We start from the raw sequence: 20,352 nt of genomic DNA on the forward strand, positions 1-20,352 counted from the left end.
CTCCGTATGGAATGTGTATGAAATACATTGGGGGACATATCGGAACAAGGGGGCATCTCAAATCTCTGATCCGACGTCATTTTTATCTCAATGACCGTCCCCGGATGTGCCGTTTCTGTGCCCTCCGAAGGCAGAGGCCAGGGGTTCGAATCCCTTCGGGTGCGCCATTTCTCGATATAGCGACATCGCTCCCCGCGCCGCGCGAGGTCAATCATGGCCAATGGCGCCTTAACCATTGCCATGAAGCTTATCCTCATCCCGTTCCTTCAATTGAAGCGGCATGGGGAATGCGAGCCGTTCATTCATGCGCGAGTCGCGCTGGCTTCCGGCCTTCGTCGCGCTTGCCGCGCTGGCGCCTGTCGAGGCCTATGCGAGCTCCAAGATCGAAAATGACCGAATCGTCCCGGCGCTCGGCGCGCCGTGCCGCCCCGCCGTGTCTGTGAGCCTGGCGCAGTCGATCCTTGGTGGCGCTCCCAGTGCGCTCGATGCAATCCGCGCCAGTCAGAGCGACGGTTCGGGCAGCGTTATGGATAAAACGGCGCCGCAACCTGCCGTGCCGCTGTTCGTCGCGGCGACGCGAAGGCCGATCGAGCCTGCAAGCCGTTACGTCGCCGACGCCCGGACCCCAAGCGGGGACAGCATCCTCCCCTGTCCTGCCGGCGCGCGATCGGTCAAGGCTGCCGCCGGCTTCACCGCACCCGACTTCGGAGCATTGGCCGCCGAACTCGACCCCGATGCCGAACTCGGCACGCAGCCGATCGCCGTGCAGCGTACGCGCTTCGACGATCGGTGGAATCGCGTGCGTCAGGCGCCGCCGGCGTCGCTGATGCACACGCAGCTCGCGCGGGCGCAGGTGCATTCGGGGCTTGGCGAGCGCGACAAGCTTCAACGCGTCAACAATTTCGTCAACGCGCAGATCGCCTATGTTGCCGACGACCGCAACTATGGCCAGCGCGACCTGTGGGCGACCGCCGGACAGACGATCGCGCGCGGCAAGGGCGATTGCGAGGATTTCGCGATCCTCAAGATGCACATGCTGCGCGCCGCCGGGGTCGATCCGAAGCGGATGAAGCTCGTGCTGCTGCGCGACCTAGCGGCGAACGCCGACCATGCCTTCCTGCTTGTCGATACGGCCGAGGGAAAGCTCGTGCTCGATAACCTCACCGACCGTCTTTACGACGGCCATCGGGCGCAATCGGTGCGCCCGGTGCTGTCGTTCAGCGAGAATCGCCGCTGGGTCCATGCCTATCGCGGCGTCGAGCCCGCGCAGGATCTGATCGCGCGCCCGGCGGCGCGCCGGACTTTTGCCGTGGCGATCAACAATCAGCGTTCGGTGAGCGCCGATCCGCTGACCTTCAAGACCGGCTTGAGCAAATAGGTCAGCACCGACTTTTTGCCGGTCAGGATTTCGACATCGCACATCATCCCCGGCGTGATCGGTAGCCGCTTTCCGTTCGACACGAGGAAGGCGTTGCTCGTTTCGACGACGACGGTGAAATAGGCCTCGCGTTCGACCTCGTCATAAATGCTGTCGGCCGACACGCGCACCACCTTGCCCTTCAGCCCGCCATAGACCGAAAAATCATAGGCGGTGACTTTCACATTCGCGGGATCGCCGACCTTGATGAAGGCGATGTCGCGGGGCGTGACGCGCGTTTCGACGAGTAGTTTCTCACCGAGGGGGACGATCTGCATGATCTGTTCGCCGGCATTGACGAAGCCGCCGACGGTGTTGACGAGCAGGTCGTTGACGACGCCGCGCGCCGGCGAACGGATTTCGGACCGTGCGAGGCGGCCTTCGGCGCCGCGGATCGTCTCTTCGTTGACCGCCATCTTGGTCGTGAGCTGGCTGCGCTCGTTGAGCGCCTCCTGCTGAAAGTCAAAGCGCGCGCGCGCAACTTCGGCGCGCGCCTCGCGCACCGCGGCTTCGGAGCGCGAGATCGCCTGGCGTGCCGCGGCGAGGCGGCCCTGGATGTCGACAACCTCGCGTTGCGCGGTCAGCAACTCGGTTTGCGGGACGACCGATTTCGCGGCGAGCGGTTCGAGCATCGCGACCTGCTCGCGCGCGAGGCGCAGGCTCGATTCGAGCGACGAGGCAGTCGCCCGCGCTTCGCCAAGGTCGCGCGAACGCTGGTCGACCGCCGCCGACAGCGCGGCGAGCTGGCTCTGGAGCGACGAGCGTCGCGCTTCGAGCAGCCGCGCCTCGTCGCCGCAGGTTTCGCCGGTGCAGCCCGGCCCGCCGGTCTCGCTGGCCAGCCGTGCCGCGCGCTGCGCGAGCCGCTCGTTTTCGGTTTCGAGCTGGCCGAGCTCCGATTGCGACGATGTGTTGTCGAGGCGGACGAGCAATTGCCCCTTGTTCACCGTCTGTCCCGATCGCACGAGGATTTCCTTGATCGTCGACGGTTCGGCGGACTGGATGATCTGGACGCGCGAGGTCGGGATGACGCGCCCTTGCCCGCGCGTGATCTCGTCGACGCGCGCGATGCTCGCCCAGAGCAGGAAGAGGACGAAGCCCGCCGCCACCCCGACGATGATCTGTTCGCTGCCGCGAAGGCGGTTCCAGTAATTCAGCATCGCCTGCCGCCCCTATTCGCTCGCGGCCGCCGCGACGGACGCCGGACCCTGCTTGCTGGTAAGCGCGTCGAAGCGCGACTTGGTTTGCGTCGGGTCGGGAATGTTCGGCGTCCAGCCCTTGGTAACGTCGATCCGCCCGCCGACGTCATTGTCGGCGCGCCGGTCGGTCGGATCGCGCGGCGGAGCGCCCGCCACCGCCAGCGCTTCGTTCTCTTCGTCCGCCGCGTCGCGCGTGAAGCCCTGATAAAGCTGCTCGAAAGCCGGGATCGATTCGCTTCCCGAATAGCCGTTGGCAAAGGCCGCCGGGCGGCCCCAGCCGCCGGGCCAGCGGTAGAAGATATGCGTGTCGATCTGCTCGATCTTGGTCAGCCGCGGCGCCCAGTAAGGCAGGACATAATTGGCGTGATAATGGGTCGCCATGCCGACGCTGCGCTCGACATGGCCCGCGAGCGCGGCGCGCGCGATCTCGCCCGCGCGGCGCCAGAGCGCAGGCACAGGCGCGCGCCGCATCGAACCGTCGCAGGCAAAGCTGAACTGGCACCCCGGACGGCTGCTGCCCTGATAGATGACGCCGCACACCGTGTTCGGATAGGCGGGGTGGCGCATCCGGTTGAGGATGACCTGCGCGACGGCAGCCTTGCCCGCGTCCGATTCGGTCGCCGCTTCATAATAGATCGCCTGCGTCAGGCAGCGCTGCGCATTGCCCGTTTGCACCGCCGATAGCGTCGGAAGGAAAAAGGGCCGCGCCGCTTCGATCGGGAGCGTCGAAACGGGCAGTTCGGCATTGCGTGCGATCGCGCTTTCGCCCTCGAGCGCGGGTTCCGCAATCTCGGTTTCGGTTTCGGCGATCAGCCGGGCGATCGCTTCTTTGCGTTCGGCCGCGGCGGTCACTTCGGGGTCGTCGGTCCAGCCTGCCGCGAGTTCGGACAGCGCCCGCGAAATGCGGTCGTTTGTTGCGGCGGCGACAATCAGGGCCGCCGCCAGCGCCATCGCTGCCAGCCACCAGCCGATGCGGCGCGGCGCGGACGCGTCGAACGCGGTCAGGTCGGCGTCGTCCAGTCGGGTGCGTGCCGCGCTGCCGCGCTGGATGTCGAGCTGCGGGATCATTGCGCCGCCTCCCTTTGCGTCGTCATCGCCAATATCTCGTCGCGCGGGCCGTTGGCGACGATGCGCCCGCCCTCGATCACGATGATCCGGTCGCAAATCCTCAGCACCGATTCGCGGTGGGTTGCGATCACCACCGTCTGTGCCTTGCCGACATTGGCTTCGAGCAGGTTGACGAAATGGCGCTCGCTTTGCGTGTCCATATTGCCTGTCGGCTCGTCGAGGAACAGCAGCCGCGACGGCGAGGCAAGCGCGCGCGCGATGGCGAGGAAGCTGCGCTGACCGCCCGACAGCTGGTTGCCGCGTTCACCGGTCACGCGGTCGAGGCCCGTCTCGTCGCGCCCCATGAAGCGGTCGGCGCCGATCGCCTGGAGCACGCGCAGCAACTCGGCATCCGATGCCGCGGGCGCGCAGAGTTGGAGATTCTGCTTGATCGAGCCGCTGAACAGCACCGAATCCTGCCCGACGAAGCGCAGTTGCGAGCGCAGGTAGATTGGCGAATATTGCCGGCTGTCGAGCCCGTCGATGAAGATATTGCCGGTGCTCGGCTGATAGAGACCGCACAGCAGGCGGCCGAGGGTCGATTTGCCCGACGCCACGCGGCCGATGACCGCAATCTTCTCGCCCGGGTTGATCGTCAGGTTGATGTCGCTGAGCGACGGGGCCGCAGCGTCGGGATAGGTGAAACCCAGATCCTCGACATGGATCTGGCCTTCGCCGATCGTCAGGTCGAGCGCGCTGCTCCCCATGCGCCGCTCGTCCTCGGCCTCGATCATCTGCTGGATGCTCGCCATCGTGGTCCACGCCTGGCGGCCGCGCGTCATCAGGAAGGCGAGCTGTCCGACCGGCGCCATCGACCGCCCCGCGAGCATGACGATGGCGATGATCGCGCCCATCGAAATCGTGCCCGCATCGAAGAGGTAAAAGCCGCCGACGATCAGCGCGAGGCTGGAGAATTGCTGGCCGAGCGAGGCGATGTTGATCGCGGTTGCCCCCGTCCGCCGCATGCTCGCCTGCGTCCGCGCATTGGCGTCGACCATCTGGCGCCAGCGTCCGAGTATCTGTCCCTCGGCCGCACAGCTCTTGACCGTTTCGGCGCCGCCGATCGCTTCGACGAGCATCGAATGCTGGATGCTCGCGTCGGCCTGGTTGTCTAGCGTCGCGTCGACCATTCGCCGTTGCAGGAAGAATCCCGCGACGCCGATGGCGACGATGATCGCGAGCGGCACGAGCGCGAGCCAGCCGGCGAGCAGCGCGATCATCAGGATGAAGAGGAAAAGAAAGGCGACGTCGACGATCAGCACCACCGTCGTCGACGCAAAAAATTCGCGCACGAGCTCGAATTCGGACACACGCCGCGCGAGCATCCCCGTGCTGCCGCGCCGGTCGGCGAGCGGGATGTTGAGCACCTTCGAGAAAATCTTCTCCGACAATTTGACGTCGAGGTTGCGCCCGAGGTCGTCGAGCAGCGTCGCGCGCGCAAGGCGCAGCGTGAATTCAACCGCAAAGGCGAGCAACGCCCCGATCGCGAGCACCCAAAGGCTCGCGACCGCCTTGTTCGGGATCACGCGGTCATACACGTTCATCGTGAAAAGCGGCAGCGCGAGGCCGAGCAGGTTGATCATCAGCGCTGCGCCGAGCACCGGACGGAATTCGCGGCGCATGCGGCGGACTTCGCCCCAGAACCAATGGCGCTTCGCCGTCTCGTCCCATGGCCGCTCGTCGGCGCGGATCGAGGTCGGATCGGCGGCGACCGCGATCGCCTCGCCGCCATAACGCGTCTCGACGGCATCGGCATCGGTCCACACCGGCTCCGCGGCCGACGGCTCCCACAGCAGATATTGGTCCTCGCGGCTGTCGAGAAGGACCGCGCTGCCGCCGTCGACGCACCGGATGATTGCGGGCAATTGCCGCGCCACCTGGCGCAGCTTGCGCGCGGCAAGCCGTTCATTGTTGATGAAACAGAGGTCGAGCGCCGCTTCTGCCTGATGGAAGGGCAGGCGCCCGCGTTCGTCGCGCGCCAGCGCCGACAGCGCCGCGCGCTGGAAATTCTGCCCGAAATGCGTCGCGACAAAGTGGATGCAGGCGATCAGCGGGTCGCCTGTTTCCACCTTGCCATTGTCCGTCAACGAGGATCGATCCTGCGTCATCATCCAGTCTTCACGTCAGAATCGACCCTCCGCCGGTCACTGCGGATAGCGTCGGCGTTGCAGCTCGGCGGGTGCGGGCGGTCCATAGCCCACCTGCTCGCGCGCATAGACGCGGCGCGATTCGGGGGCGCTGAGTCCGAATGCCTCGAGCAACTCGTTCGTCGATGCCAGCACCTGATAGCCGGCAAAGATTTCGGAGAAGCGCGCGGTTTCGGCGCGGACCTGAACGTTGAAGCGCGTGTTCTGCGCGTCGAGCACGTCGAGCAGCGACCGCCGTCCGACCGAAAATTGCTCGCGGTACGACAGCAGCAATTCATCGGTGGCGCGGCTCTGGTCGCTGAGATCGCGGAACACCGCGGTCTGCGTTTCCTTGCTGTTCCACGCCCGTCGCACATCGGCTTCGGCGTCGCGCGTCACCTGGTGCATGCGGAAGCGCGCCTCGCTCGCGCGGCGGACCATCTCCTGATATTTGGCGCGATTGATCCCGCCGTCGAAGATGTCCCAGCGCAGCACGGCGCGCGCCAACAGGTCGTTGGTTTCGCCGCGAAACGCGTCGATGTCGTCGCCGATCCGGCCGGACAGTTCGATCCCCACCGTCGGATAGAAATCGCCCTTGGCCTTTTTCGCATCGGCGTTCGCGGCGTCGACGTCGGCCATCGCCTCAAGTACCTTCGGATGGCGCACGCGCGTCATCCCGACTGCTTCGCTGAGGCTGGTCGGCAGCTTTTCGAGCATCGCGGGCGGCATTTGCACCTCGTCGACCTCGAGCCCGCTCAGCGCCATCAGTTCGATCTTGGCGTTGGTCAGCGCCTCTTTGGCTTCAGACACCCGGACGCTCGCCGCCTTGGCGCGTTCCTGCGCCTGTTGCAGGTCGGCGACGCTGATCGACCCCGCGGTCACGCCGCTCGACAGGTCGGATACCAGGCTATTGTGAAAGGTCAGATTATCCTCGGCCGCCGCGACGACGCGCTGTTGCAGCAGGATGTCGAGATATTGGCGCGCTGTCTGGAGCGCGACAAATTCCGACCGCTCAAGCACGCGGAGCGCCGCGCCATCGACGCGCGCCGCCTGTCGCAGCTTTTCGCCGCGCCGCCGGCCGAAGTCGATGAGCGTCTGTTCGGCGCGCAGCTGCGCCTCGAGCGGATAAAGCTCCTCGTTCGCGATTCCGAGCGCGCGCCGCGTTGCGTTTTCGAGCCGCCGGACCCCCGCCGACATTTCGAGCGTCAGGCGCGGCAGGTACAGACCCTTGGCCTGCTCCAGCTCGAATTCGATGGCCTGCTTGTTCATTTCGGCCTGGTTGATCTGCGGGTTCGAATCGATGGCGACGGCCATCGCATTCTGCATCGAAACCGGTTCGGCAAAGGCCGGCGCGGCGACGATGGCCAAGGCGAGTGCCGACGCAAGGCCGGCGAGTTTGTGCTTCGGTGTCATCAGCGTTCCCCAGTCCCATTGACCTCGACTTCGACGCGCCGGTTCTCTGGCGTGCGTTCACCGTCCATCGTCTGGACGCGCGGCTGGCGTTCGCCCATGCCCGACACCGCAATGGTACCGGTCGGGATTCCCGCCGCGATCATCATGTCGGCAATCACGCGCGCGCGCCGCATCGCGAGGCCTTCGTTATAAGCGTCCGATCCCGACCGGTCGGTGTGACCGACGACGGTGAACGCCGACCAGCCGCACCGCGCCTGGTTTTCGGCCATGAACGCGACCGACTGCGGCGCTTCGGCCGGCGCGACGGTCGAATCCCAGTCGAAGAAGAAGGTCGACGCGACCTCGGGCGGGCAATTGTTGACCGGTGGCGGCGGCGGCACGAGCGGTGGCGGTGGCGGCGGCGTCCGGGTCATCTGGTTATAGGCAAAGTCGCAGCGGCGCAGGCTGTCCTGGTCGCGCGTGTTCGATTTCAGGAAACCGAGCGCGATGCCGCACTGCACCTTGGCCTCCGACGCCCAGGTGTGGATGTTGTTGTTCGCCGAAACCACTGCCGGATCGGCGCTCGTCGCGAGCGCGGCATCGTAACGTGTTCGCACCTCGCCGCGCAGTTGGTCGACCGACATATCGGTCAGCGACTGGGCAAACAGGTTACCCGGTTGGGACAGGGCGAGCGCGACGCACGCCCCCGCCATCCATTTTGCCGTTGAATATCGCATGTTCCTCGTACCCCCTTTTTCAATCCACTGGTCTTTTTGAGGTCTCAGCTATGCTGCGGCGATCTGTTGCAGGTCGAAATCGGCAGGCGGGTGGAAAATTCCCGCCATTTCGCCGCCGACAACATGGGCGTCGAGCATCCGCGCAAGGTCGACCGGCGCTGCATGTCCGTCCGGAACCGCGGCGGCGCCCGTCACCGCGTCGATCAGGCGATCGACGCTTTCGCCGCCATCGATCGCCTCGGCCAGGACGCGCGCTGCGGCAGGGTCGTCGGCCGCAACATCGCGTGCTGCGATCCGCGCATCGATGGCCGCGAGGCCCAGCGACAGCAGGCCGTCCATTGACATCGCCCCGTCGTTCGCCGCGGGAGCGAAGTGGTCGAACAATGCTTCTGAACCGGACCATTCCGGACCGGAGGCCGCATGCTGATACGATGCATCGGCCCCGTGACCGGTGACGCTGCTCGCCGAGCTGCTGTCGTCGCCGCCGCCAAGGTTGCGGCTTGCCGGTTCGTCCGCTCGCGGCTCGGCGGAACCGAGCAGCGGGTCATCGGCCATCATCTTGGTCGCGTGAGCCGTTCCGGTATCGACGCTGTGCGCGGCACCGGATCCGCCGATCACGCCGGCAACCTCGCTGTCTGCAAAGCTGGCCGCATCGGCACGTTCGGGCTGGACGGCATGAACCATCGCAACCAGCGACGCGGCGACCAGTGCGTCAGACAACGGAACGGCCGACGCCGGACGATCCTGCGTCCGGACCGTGCTGGTGCCGCCCGCCTTGCCATAGGCAAAGGCCGCGTCGGCCGCGGTCCGTACCGTGCCGTCGGCGAGCTGATAGCTCGTTTCGCCGAAGACGTGGACGTCGCCGTCCGCCGCCGAATAAGGCTGTCCGTCCGACTGCAGGTTGATCGACACGATCCCCGCATCGTCCAGCGACTGGAACTCGCCGTCGTCGGAGACGCCGTTGCTGTTCGCATCGCGCCATACGCCGAAGCCAGCCCAGCCCGCATCGGCGCTGGTGAGCAGCCCGTCGCCGTTGCTGTCATATTTGGCTGCAAGACCCTGAAGGTCGGTCAGGCCATTGCCACCGAAGACGATTTCGCTTCCGTTATCGACGCGGCCGTTGCCGTTCGCATCGAACGCCAGCAGCCCGTCGTCGGGACCGACCCATGCCGTGCTGACCGGGGCGCCGTTGCCGAAATAGTCGAAAGCGACACCGGCATCTTTGGACAGAAAGGCGACGCCGTCGCCGTCGAGATCAAGCGCGATCGGCGGGGCCGAAGCGTCGACCGAGACCAGTAGTTGCGACGTCGAGGTGACGTCGCCATCGCCGTCGAGCGCGGTGATCGCAAACTCGAGATCATAGTCCGACGGAAGGATCGTCTTGCTGATGTCGAGCGAGACAAAGCGCACGCCCTGACCGCTTCCGCCGACGCCCTCGACGAGCACGCGGTTGAATTCGGACATCACGGGGTCGATCAGTGTCGTCGTGCCCGTCACGTTGAAGTTCGTATAGACGACCTCCGACGTTCCCAGCACATCGTTGAATACCGTGACCTTGATCTGCAACGAGCCGTTGATGTTGTCATTGCGCAGGACGATCGAGCTGACCATTTCAGGGTTGGTCAACGGATCCTGGTTGCCCGGCTGCCCCGGGTCATGGAACTCGATCGTAAAGCTCTCGCCGTTCCCGACGAACTGATTGTCGATACCAAAACCCTGTGTCGACGAATTGACACCGTTGCCGCTGCCCGTGAATTCGACGCGCCCGTCTGCCGTTTGAACGAAGGGCGAAGGCCCGCCAGCCGAAAGGCCGAGCAACGACACCGTTTCGGTCGTCGCCGCCTGCGGTGTCACCAGCGTGAAGTCATAGGTGCCGTCCTTGTTCACCTGCAGGGTGAAAACGGTGACCGGAGGCGATCCGCCGGGCCCGTCAGGATCGGCGGTTGCGGTCAACAGCGCGCCATTGGCGTTCTGCGTCGTCGAATAGGTAATGCCGGGCAGCGTCGGTCCCGTGATGGTGAATGACCCGTGCCCGTCCGCGCCGGGATCATAAGCGAAGGTTCCGCTGCCGACGACATTGGCCATGTTGACGACCGTGACGCCGACAAAGGCGCCGAGCTCCGGTCCGTCGTCCTGGAACGAGATCAGACCGCCGATCGGCGTCGAAGCGCTGGACGTGTCGCCGTCGCCGTCGGTGACCGTGACGGTCGCCAGCACGGCGCCATTGACGATCGACAGCGATTCGTCGTGGCTAGCGCCCGGCGTCGGATGCTTGATTGACAGATATTGAACCAGGTTGACGCTGCCGTCCGCTTCGACGGCGATCGCAAAAGCGGCGGCACCCGCCGGTCCGCCGACGCGCCCGACGACAATCCCCGCTTCGAGGTAGAGCAGGATGTTCTGGCCGTCGGTGGTGTCGAGGCCCGAATCGACCCCGCTCGATGACAGGGAGAGACCAAAGCTGATCGTTCCGCCGTCGGATCCCGTGGTCGATCCGGCGCTCGACAGCGCGCCCGCGTCGCGGGCAAAGCCGATAACCGTGCCGGCCACGTCCGGGTCGTCGCCCTTGTTCGCGACACCGTCAAAGATCGACAGCGGCCCGGAGACATCCTGTGCGTCGCCATCGATCCCCGGCGTTTCGTCGTGCGCGAGCGAAAGGCCCGCGGCGCTCACCATCGCCTGCGGCCCGTCGTCATCGAAACGGATCTGCGCCGAGATGTCGACGGTGTCCGAAAGCGCGAAGTCGCCGTCGCTATCGGTCGCGGTGACGACCACGCCCAGCGAATTGGCGACCAGCTGCACGGCGTCGTCGGGGTTCGCGGTATCGGGATGGTCGAGCGACAGATATTGTTCGACCGTCACGACGCCCGTCGCGGGATCGATCGCGATTGCGAAGGCCGCGAGGCCATCGAATGCGCCCCCGCTCACCTGGCCGACGATGACATTGCCCTGGACGACAAGGTTGATCGGCGAGCCGTCGGTGACCGACAGGCCCGAGACGGCGTTGATGACGGTCAGCGAATAGCTGAGCGCACCCGTCGCTGCGGCGCCGTCGGTTCCGTAAAGCGGCGTTGCATTGACGACCGCACCGCTCGACGTCGCGCGGCTGATTGCGCCCGCGCCAGCCACGTCGGGATCGTTGCCGGTCGCGATGCTGCCCGTGTCAAGTTGCGCGACCATGCTGTTCGTCGCGCTTTCGTCGTTCTGAACCAGCACCGCGCCTGCCGCGGTCGCGCTGACCGACGGTCCGTCGTCGAGGAAGCTGATTTGGCCGCCGATTTCCTTCGTCGCGTCGACGCTGTCGCCGTCGCTGTCGGTGATGCGGATCGACGCCGTGATCAGACCGTCGAGCGTCAGTGCATCATTGTGCAGCGGCGTGTCGCCATCCTGCAGATGCTCGAGCGCAACGAACTGCGATACGGTGATCGTGCCATCGGTGTTGATCGTCACCGTGAAGGCGTCCTGCACGATGCCGCCGCCGTCGGTATAGCGCCCGGTGATCGTCGTGGGCGACGTTGCGACGAGGGTGATCGGGAAATCGCCGACCGCCGTCGCAATGCCCGATGCGGCACCCCCGCTGAGCGCGAGACCATAGACGGTGCTGTTTGCGGCCGCAGGGCCGTCGGCGCCGAACGCGAGCGTTGCCGTAATGACCGCGGCCAGCGACGTCACGTTGACGTCGAGTCCGCCGGTTTCGTCGAGCGTCACGCTGCCGCTGCCGCCTACGTTGCTGATCGACGGACCATCGTCCTCGATGCGGGTGATGCTGCCCAGGTCGACGGTGTCGGTATCGAAATCCCCGTCGAAATCGGTCGCCTTGACCTCGAGCAGAAGCGCGCCGGCGTTCATTCCGGGCGAGCTTTCGTCGTGACTGCCCGTATCCCCGTGCTCGATCGCGATAAACTGCGTCATCGTGACCGTGCCGTCGGCCGCAACGGTGAAGGTGAAGGCGACGTCGCCTGACGTTTCGCCGCGGCCCTCGACCGTGCCCGGCGCGGTCTGGTAAAGACGGATCACCTCGTCATCCGACGAAATGCGATAACCGCTGTCGGGGTTTACGCCACCGAGAACGAAGGCATAGCTATAGCTTGCGGGCGTATCCGCCCCGGCGTCCAGCGTGACGGTGAACAGGTCGGTCGCCGCGATCGTCGCGCTGCCGAGGTTGCCGCCGACCGGATCGACTTCTGTCCCCGCCGCGGTCACGCCGTCGGTTTCGTCGATCCGCAGTTCGGCGCCCGCCTTCAGCGTGACGTCGATGTCGGGCCCGTCGTCGGCAAACCGGATGTTGTGGCCAAGGTCGATCGACTGGCTGTCGCTGTCGCTGTCGCCATCCTTGTCGGTGATCGTCACCGTGCCGGTCAGGCGGACCAGCTCGTCGGCCAGCGTCGCAATCTGGCTGTCGAAATTGCTGCCGACACCCGGCAGTTCATGATCGATCTGGGCGAACTGCGTCAGCGTGACGGTGCCGTCGCCGGCATTGACGCTGATCGTGAAGATCGTGTTGCCGGGATCGATGTCGCCAAGGCTGGCCGCCGTCGATCCCACGATGGTGCCGCCGTCGTTGAACAGGTTGATCGACGCGCCATTGCTGTCGAGCCCCGAATCGGTACCGTTCGCGCCGAACAGCGTCAGCGCATAGGACCAGCTGATCGCTCCGGGGCCGTCGGCGCCGAAATCGGCATTGGCAAAGGAGAAGACGCTGCCGAAATTGGCGGTCGATACATCGCTGTCGCTGGCCGCGCCGATCGTGGCGGCATCCTGCGTCGTCAGCACGACCGCCGCCTCGCCCGTGACGTTGATGTCGATGCTGACGCCATCGTCCTTGAACGTCAGCGCGCCGCCGATATTCGCGGTGGCGCTGGCCTGGTCGCCGTCGCTGTCGGTCACCGTCGCCGTCAGCGTCACAAGGTCCGCTGCGCTCAGGAAAGCCGATTGGTCGGGCCCGCTGTCAGGCGAATGGAAGACGGCGCGCTGCTGGTCGAGCGTCACCGTCCCATTGGCGTCGACCGAGAGAACGAACACGATGTCGTTCGTCCCGCTGGTGCGGCCGACGACCGCCCCCGATTCGAGCGTGAGCACCACGGCCTCGTTGGTCGCCGTGTCGACAAGGCCCGACGCCACGCCGGGCGACTTGACGCCCAGCGCATAAGTGACCGAGTCGGTCGCGGCTGGCCCGTCGGCATTGAACGCGACATTGAACAGGCTGCCCGGCTGGCCGAAGCCGAAATCGGCCGACGCGTCGGTCGCAAGGTCGCTGTCGTCGACGATCAGCGCGTTGGCTGACCCGTCGACCGCCGAAACGGTCGGAATATCGTCGGTGACGTTGATCGTCACCGTGCCGGTCGCCATGTCGCCGTCGGTGTCGGTCGCTTTGACGGTCACCGTTCCGAGCGACTGGGTCTGCGCAGCCATCGCCAGTGCATGCGGCAGATTGTCGGCAATCGTGACGGTCACCGTCGCATTGCCCGTCATGCCCGGCGCAAGGCTTGCCGGCGCGCTGAGGCTGATCGTGATCGCCGCCGGGCCGCCATCGGTGAGCGAGCCGGTGATCGTCTGCCCGTCGGGCGAGATCGACCAGAAGAGGTCGGTACCGGCCCCGTCGAGGTTGGCCACAAGGCCTGCGGTCCCGTCAAACATGAAGTTCGACAGCGTATCCGATCCGGCCGTGAAGCTCAGCATGCCGCTATCGGTTTCGGCATCGCTCGCCGGCGTGCGTCCGATGCCGTCGATCGCGGCTTCGTCGACGGTCAGCGTCAGCGTCCCGCCGCCCGTCGGGTCGGCGCCGTCGTCGATCGTGATCGTCAGGCTGTCCGACGTCGGGTCGCCGTCGCGATCGACCGCCGACAGGGTGAAGGTTGCCGACGGGTTGGGGTTGTTATTCTGGTCACCCGCGGCGAGGAAGCTGAAGGTGCCGTCCGAATTGACCGTCAGCGTGCCCGTGGGCTGCACGATCACGACGCTGTTTCCGGGCGCCAGCGACAGCGTGTCGCTGCCGGCCCCGAAGGTCACGGTCACCGACGTCACGCCGTCGGCCCCCGCATCGAGGGTCCAGGTCCCGTTGACGGCAGGGCCGCCCTCGGTTGCGTTCGTCGGCGTGTCGGACACGGCGAGCGTGGGAATATCGTCGACAATCGTGACCACGAAACTCCCGCTCGCGGTCGATCCGTCATTGTCGGTCACGGTGAAGCCGATCCCCGACAGCATGTCGCTATCCTCGCTGCCCGGCGCCGACTGGTCGATCGCCGCCGACAGGGTGACCGTATAACCATAGGTCACTTCATTGGCACCGGGACCCGAGGTCGCCGTCGTCAGCGCGATGCGGATCACTTCGGTCGCACCCACCGAGCCGACCAGGTCGGCGCCGTCCTTGGCAAAGGTTACCGGGACGCCGCCCACCGTCAGTTGCGTGTCGAGCGCGGCACTGTCGTCGAGGACAATCGATCCCGCGAGCACCGCAGGTACGTCGCCGCCGAAATCGACGACGATCGTGCCATTGGCGCTCGTGCTGCCCGTCGAGGTCACCTCGCCGGGAAGGCCGTCGTCGGCGTTCGCCAGCGGCAGCCCGTCCTCGTCGACCGTGACATTGTCGGCGCTGCGGATCTGCGGCGTTGAATCGGCGACAAGCATGATCGTTGCCGTCGCGGTCGACGTGTCGCCGTCGCCGTCGGTGATCTGGTATTGAAAGCTGATCTCGCCGACTTCACCGGGCGCCTGCGTATAGGTGAAGCTGCCGTCGCCGTTGTTGACCAGCGTGCCGCTGCCCGTGAGCGTGCCGTCGACAAGCGCCACAGTGCCCGACTGGACGCTGTCGGCGCCCTGGACGTCGTTCGCGAGCACGTCGATGGTGACGGGCGCATTTTCGACCGGCTGCAGCAGGAAATCGTCGATCGCGGTCGGTACGTCGTCGGTGATCTGGATGTCGATCGTGGCGCTTGCGTTGCTGCCGTCGATGTCGGTCACGGTGACGCCGATGCTGTCGGCGACATTGTCCTCGCCGGCCGCGCCATGGTCGGTCCGATTGTCCGAAAGCGTGTAGCTATAGGTAAAGCTGCCGCCGATGACCGATCCGTCGGCTCCGATTACCGGTGTGAAGCCCGTGATGCTGAGCGTGCCATAGGCCGTTACAACCATTTGCGGCGTAAAGCTGCCGTCGGCGGTAACCAGCGTCAGCGGCCCGATCGGCGAGCCGTTGAAGCTGTCGAGCACAACATTGCCCATGCCGTCGGGCGTCGATACCGAGAAGTTGCCGCCATCGGTGACCGGTTCGGGCGTCGTGTCCGACCCCGCCGCTTCATTGGGACGCGCCGGAAGGTCGTCCTCGTCAAAGGCCAGTTCGGCACCCGCGCCGTCGAGCCCGGTGATGGTGACGCCGTCGTCGGCGCCGTTGATCGTGATCGTCAGCGTCGCAGTCGATGTGTCGCCGTCGCCATCGGTGATCGTATAGACGAAGCTTTCGCTCAGCGTCTCGCCCGCCGACAGGCCCTGGACGGGCTGGAGCGCATTGTTGAGCGCATAGGTGTAGCTGCCGTCGGCGTTGACGGTGAGCGTGCCATAGGCGGTGGCGAAGGGCGTGCCGACGCTGCCGCCTGCGATCGCGGTGACGCTTGCGCCGTCGGCACCCTGCGTGTCGGCGACGCCGTCGGTTGCGTTGGCGTCGCTGCCGCCCGTACCGGTCAGCAGATTGCCGTCGGCGACGAGCGGGCCGTCTTCGGTTACGTTGTCGGCATCGTCTCTAGCGGTCGGCACGTCGTCGACGATGTTGACGTCGAGGCTGGCCGTTCCGACCGAACCGTCGCTGTCGGTCACCGTCACGGCGAAGCTGTCGGTGACCGAATCCTCGCCCGCGCTGCCGTGCGTCAGCGTGTTCGCCGACAAGACATATTCATAGGTGAAGCTGCCGCCGATCACCGATCCGTCGGCGCCGATGACGGGCGTGAAGCCGGTGATGTTCACCGTGCCGAGCGGACTCGTCGCGCTGCCGGCGGTGAAGACGCCGTTGGTGACGACCTGCGTCCCGCCGACGCTCACATTGCCGAGCCCGTCGGGGGTCGAGATCGAGAAGCTGCCGCCCTGCGTCAGCGCGGCGTCGTCGGGCGACGAACCGTTCGGAAGATCGTCCTCGTCGACCGTCAGCTCGCCGCCGTCGGCGTCGAGCCCGGTGATGGTGACGCCGTCGTCGGCGCCGTTGATCGTGATCGTCAGCGTCGCGGTCGACGTGTCGCCGTCGCCATCGGTGATCGTATAGACGAAGCTTTCGCTCAGCGTCTCGCCCGCCGACAGGCCCTGGACGGGCTGGAGCGCATTGTTGAGCGCATAGGTGTAGCTGCCGTCGGCGTTGACGGTGAGCGTGCCATAGGCGGTGGCGAAGGGCGTGCCGACGCTGCCGCCCGCGATCGCGGTGACGCTCGCGCCGTCGGCGCCCTGCGTGTCGGCGACGCCGTCGGTTGCGTTGGCGTCGCTGCCGCCCGTACCGGTCAGCAGATTGCCGTCGGCGACGAGCGGGCCGTCTTCGGTTACGCTGTCGGCATCGTCTCTAGCGATCGGCACGTCGTCGACGATGTCGATGTTGAGCACCGCGGGCGCGCTGTCGCCGTCGAGGTCGGTGACGACGACGTCGAAGCTGACCGTCGTGCCGTCGGGATCGGCGGTATTGTCGGCGAGCGTATAGGTATAGGTGATCGAACCCTGCCCCGTTACGGGGTCATAGGCATAGCTGTTGACGACCAGCGTCCCCGTCGCGTCGGTAAAGATCGTCTGCGGCAGCGCGCCCGGCGTCACCGCGACGCCGTTGATCGTCACGCTCTGCACCCCGTCGGGCGAGGTGAAGGTGATGGTGCCGGTCGTCGATTCATCGTCGCCGTCGAATTCGGAGCCGGGCGTTTCGTCGGGGCGCGGCGGAAGCTGCGATTCGTCGACCAGCGTCCCCGCGCCCTGCGTCGGGACAAAGGTGATGATCGCCGGGCTGTCGCCGATCGAAATCGTCAGCGTCGCGGTCGAGGTGTCGCCGTCGCCGTCGGCGAGGCGATAGGTGAAGACGTCGTTGACCCCGCCGGGCGTGTCCGGCGCGCGGACATAGGAATAGCTGCCGTCGCCGTTGATCGTCAGCGTGCCATATTGCCCCGCGATCGCGGTGCCCGGCGCGACAAAGGCGGTGCCCGTGCCCGCGACGATGCCGGTCAGCGTCGCGCCGTCGGCGCCCTGCGTGTCGGCGCCCGCGGCGCCGCTCGTCGTCCCCGCGCCGCTGATCACATTGCCCGTTTCGGCGGTGTAGGTGGCGGGCGCGACCGCGTCGGTATCGGCGCGCGCGGTCGGCACGTCGTCGATGACCGAGATGGTCAGGTTCGCGCTCGCGGTGTCGCCGTCGGTGTCGGTGACGACGACGGTGAAGACATCGGTCGGGTTCGCATTGGCGTCGGTATTGTCGGCGAGCGTATAGCTGTAGCCGATGGCGCCGGGCGCGATGCTGGTGATCGTCAGCGTGCCGAGCGGCGTGGCGATCGTCTGGCCGACGCTGGTGACCGCGGTGCCGTTGATCGTCACCGAAGCCAGCCCGTCGGGCGCGTCGATGACGATCGTGCCGCTGGTCGTTTCGCTGGTCGCGGCGCTGTTGCTGCCCGCGGGTTCGCTGCCGCGCGCGGGAAGCCCCGCTTCGTCGACGCTCGACGTCGCGTCGGTCGATCCGGCGGGCTGGTCGGGCGTCTGGATGACGACGGTCGCATCCTCGTCGGGGATCAGCCGGTCGGGGATCAGCTCCTCGTCGCGCGGCGCCGGAAAGGCAAGTTCGGTATAGGGGAGCAGGTCGCCGAGGTCATAGGCGTCCTGGATCGCGCCTTCGGGGTCGGCGAAATTGCCGCCCGAGCTGCGCAGCCCCGCCTCGGGGTTGAACTCGTCGAGCCCCTCGAGAAGCTGCGCGACCGTGCTCGCGGGCACGGTGTTGCCGTCGACGACGATCGCGGGAATGGCGACCGCCCCGTTGGGAACGACGATCACCTGTCCGTCGGGCAGGGTGATGATGAGGTCGGGGCCGGATACGCTGATGTCGTCGATCGACACGCCGGCGGGCAGCGTGATGCGGCCCTGCGCGTCGGGAACGAGCACCGCCTGGATCGCCAGCGGGATTGCCGATGCCGCCGCGGTGATCCCGGCGGCCGCGTCGGCCAGCGCGGTCGGCGCGATGGCGCGGGCTTCGCCGCTCGCCGTGGCGGTTCCGGTGACGTCGCCGTCCGCCCGCGAAAGGCCGTTGGCACCGCGAGCGGGGTTGTCGAATGCGTCCATGTTCGTTTCCCTCGATCCATCGCGCCCCGCGCCGCAAACGGCGCAGGCGAAATATCTGTCAATTTCAGCGCGACCCTCGGCCCGACGACTCGGGCACCTCCCAGAAGCCCTAGGAAACACAGACTTAACCGACTCTGCAAGCGCGTTAACATATTTTTAATATCGATGACCGGCGCAGAGCGCGGATTTGCGCCGATTGTCCCCGAAAGGCGCCTAAGTTAAATTTTACAGGGGCTTGGCGTCGCGGCGTGCCGGTAACGCGGCCGACCCGGCGCGCGCGTCTGTCCCTGATCGGGGCAGGTCGGGGGTGAGCCGGCGAAATGGAGGGTGGGGAGTCAGGCGGCCAGCGGCCTCGCGGGCGATGCAACCCGCGACTTTGCCGTCGCGCGCGGCCCGCCGCAAAGGCGCGCGGCGGCGCGGGTCCGGCGGCAGCTTACGCCGGCTGGCGCCAGCGATAGGTGACGTTCACCCGTTCGGACAGGATCAGATAGGGCAGCCAGACGAGCGCGCTGATGCACACTTTCTTGATATTGCTGTCGAGCAGCGGCGCGATCGCCGCGGCGACCGCCTGCGGCAGGTGCGGCGCGCCCGACAGATAGTCGGCGAGGATCAGCTGCGACACCAGGTCGACGCCCCAGGTGAGGAGCAGCAGCCGCGGGAAAAAGGGCATGCCGCGCAGCGCCATGAAGAAACAGAGCGTGTAGAGGAAATTCATCGCGACGAGGTCGGCCGCCATCGCGAGATAGATCATCTGGCCCCATACGGGCGCCGATCCGGTCATCGCGGGAACCGCCGCCATGAATTCGGCGGTGCGCACGGGAACGTTGAGCAACATGCCGAGCAGCAGCGACGCCATGATCCCGACGGGGCCGAAGGCGGGGTGGCGGCGCACCGACAGCGCGTCGAGCGCGCGCCACTTGCCATAGAGGGCGAGGCGGATGTCGGGCTGGGCAAAGGCGACGCCGCGCGGGAACAGCGCATTCGCGGTCCAGTAAGCAAAAAAGGGGCTGGCGAGGATCATCGCGTGCGGCACGAACAGCACCAGCGTCGACGCCACGCTGTCGGCGGGGGTGACGGGAAACAGGACGCGCGCCAGACAGATCAGCGCGACGACGATCGTCCAGCCCAGCAACAGCGACCGCACGCGATCCTCCAGCGGCGCGACAAAGCGGACGCTCTGGTCGTGGAGCCGGGTGGACAGGCGGTGCAGGGCCTTGGTCATCGTGCGATCATCCTTCCGTACCGGGGTTCGGATGTAAAGCCGATATGGTTAATATTTCCTCATTTGCAAAGGACGGGGCCGCGCCCCCGGCCATCGCCCATCGTCCGGTTCCGCCGGCAGGCGATCCCCGGCGAACGCCGGGGTCCACGCGGCGCGGCGCTGCCCCGGAATGGGCCCCGGCTTTCGCCGGGGATCACCCGTTTCTGGCCCAGGGGATGAATCGCCGCCACGGCCTTTCCGCGCACGGAAATTAACCAAGCGAATCAAGCCTTAGGAAATGATGCTGCGAATCGGGGGCGAATCGCGACCATATGCTGCGCCGAAAGCCGCCAATCTGGCATGAAACGCAAAAATGGTTAACATATTTTCAATGTTAAGCCATTGTTAAAACAAGTTAATTTTGTGTTGACGCTAGGGCACAAAAGGCGTTGAATCAGGGGGTTCCTTGCTGAGGGACCGCATTGACAGGTTGAACCGGCGTCTGCCGGAGTTTCATCACCGGGTCGCGTCGGTTCCATTTGCACTCCTTCGGCAGGAATGTCTGACCGCCTCCATGGGGGGGGAGGGCAGACATACACCGCTCCTCGTGCGGTGGCTTGACAGGAGTCCAGACATGAAAAGCTTTCTGAAAGATTTTATCCGTGACGACAGCGGCGCTTCGGCCGCCGAATATGCCCTGATCCTCGCGATCGTTGGTACCGGCATTGCCGCCGCAGCATTCGCTCTCGGCGGGTCGATCAGCGGCGCGATGACCACGGCCAAGACCTGCATCGACAGCGCGGGCGGGACGACTACACCCAACTGCTAACTTGCCGTGATACACCCCGCTGGAACGTTACGTTCCAGCGGGGATTTCAGGATACAGGCTTCGGTTTGTCAG

Annotated in this window: 9 protein-coding genes; 2 read left to right on the forward strand and 7 right to left on the reverse strand. The window is 66.1% G+C overall.

Going from position 1 to position 20,352, the window contains the following annotated elements; genetic code table 11:
• Window positions 1-304 precede the first annotated feature (304 nt).
• Entirely contained in the window at window positions 305-1,378 is a 1,074-nt protein-coding gene (locus tag JI743_RS12235; RefSeq protein ID WP_201928571.1) for a transglutaminase-like cysteine peptidase, read from the forward strand.
• Here the strand turns inward: JI743_RS12235 and JI743_RS12240 are convergent.
• From JI743_RS12240 to JI743_RS12270, 7 genes are all read right to left on the reverse strand, one after another.
• Window positions 1,324-2,574: an HlyD family type I secretion periplasmic adaptor subunit gene (locus JI743_RS12240; RefSeq protein WP_201928572.1), complete on the reverse strand. Its 1,251-nt coding sequence runs from the start codon at window positions 2,572-2,574 to the stop codon at window positions 1,324-1,326. The two genes, JI743_RS12235 and JI743_RS12240, sit on opposite strands and share 55 nt — an antisense overlap.
• A 12-nt stretch (window positions 2,575-2,586) precedes the next feature.
• The gene (locus JI743_RS12245) at window positions 2,587-3,681 is read right to left on the reverse strand and encodes a cell wall hydrolase (RefSeq protein ID WP_236659884.1); all 1,095 of its coding nucleotides are present in this window, start codon (window positions 3,679-3,681) and stop codon (window positions 2,587-2,589) included.
• Entirely contained in the window at window positions 3,678-5,807 is a 2,130-nt protein-coding gene (locus JI743_RS12250; RefSeq protein ID WP_201928573.1) for a type I secretion system permease/ATPase, read from the reverse strand. Before JI743_RS12250 ends, JI743_RS12245 begins: the two co-directional genes overlap by 4 nt.
• Window positions 5,808-5,864: 57 nt before the next feature.
• Complete coding sequence (locus JI743_RS12255; protein WP_201928574.1) at window positions 5,865-7,259, reverse strand: TolC family protein; 1,395 nt, start codon at window positions 7,257-7,259, stop codon at window positions 5,865-5,867.
• The gene (locus JI743_RS12260) at window positions 7,259-7,975 is read right to left on the reverse strand and encodes an OmpA family protein (RefSeq protein ID WP_201928575.1); all 717 of its coding nucleotides are present in this window, start codon (window positions 7,973-7,975) and stop codon (window positions 7,259-7,261) included. The genes JI743_RS12255 and JI743_RS12260 overlap by 1 nt, the downstream gene beginning before the upstream one ends.
• Before the next feature lie 48 nt (window positions 7,976-8,023).
• Entirely contained in the window at window positions 8,024-18,250 is a 10,227-nt protein-coding gene (locus tag JI743_RS12265; protein WP_201928576.1) for a beta strand repeat-containing protein, read from the reverse strand.
• 433 nt (window positions 18,251-18,683) lie between these two features.
• Window positions 18,684-19,472, reverse strand: a complete 789-nt coding sequence (locus JI743_RS12270) for a DUF2569 domain-containing protein (RefSeq protein ID WP_201928577.1) — start codon at window positions 19,470-19,472, stop codon at window positions 18,684-18,686.
• A 613-nt stretch (window positions 19,473-20,085) separates the two neighbouring features.
• On the opposite strand from JI743_RS12270, the gene JI743_RS12275 reads away from it, so the two are divergent.
• Window positions 20,086-20,280 (forward strand): Flp family type IVb pilin, encoded by a 195-nt coding sequence (locus JI743_RS12275; protein ID WP_201928578.1) that lies wholly within the window; start codon window positions 20,086-20,088, stop codon window positions 20,278-20,280.
• Window positions 20,281-20,352: the final 72 nt, after the last annotated feature.

Origin of the sequence: Sphingopyxis jiangsuensis (assembly GCF_016734905.1) — a bacterium.
GTDB classification, from domain to species: domain Bacteria; phylum Pseudomonadota; class Alphaproteobacteria; order Sphingomonadales; family Sphingomonadaceae; genus Sphingopyxis; species Sphingopyxis jiangsuensis.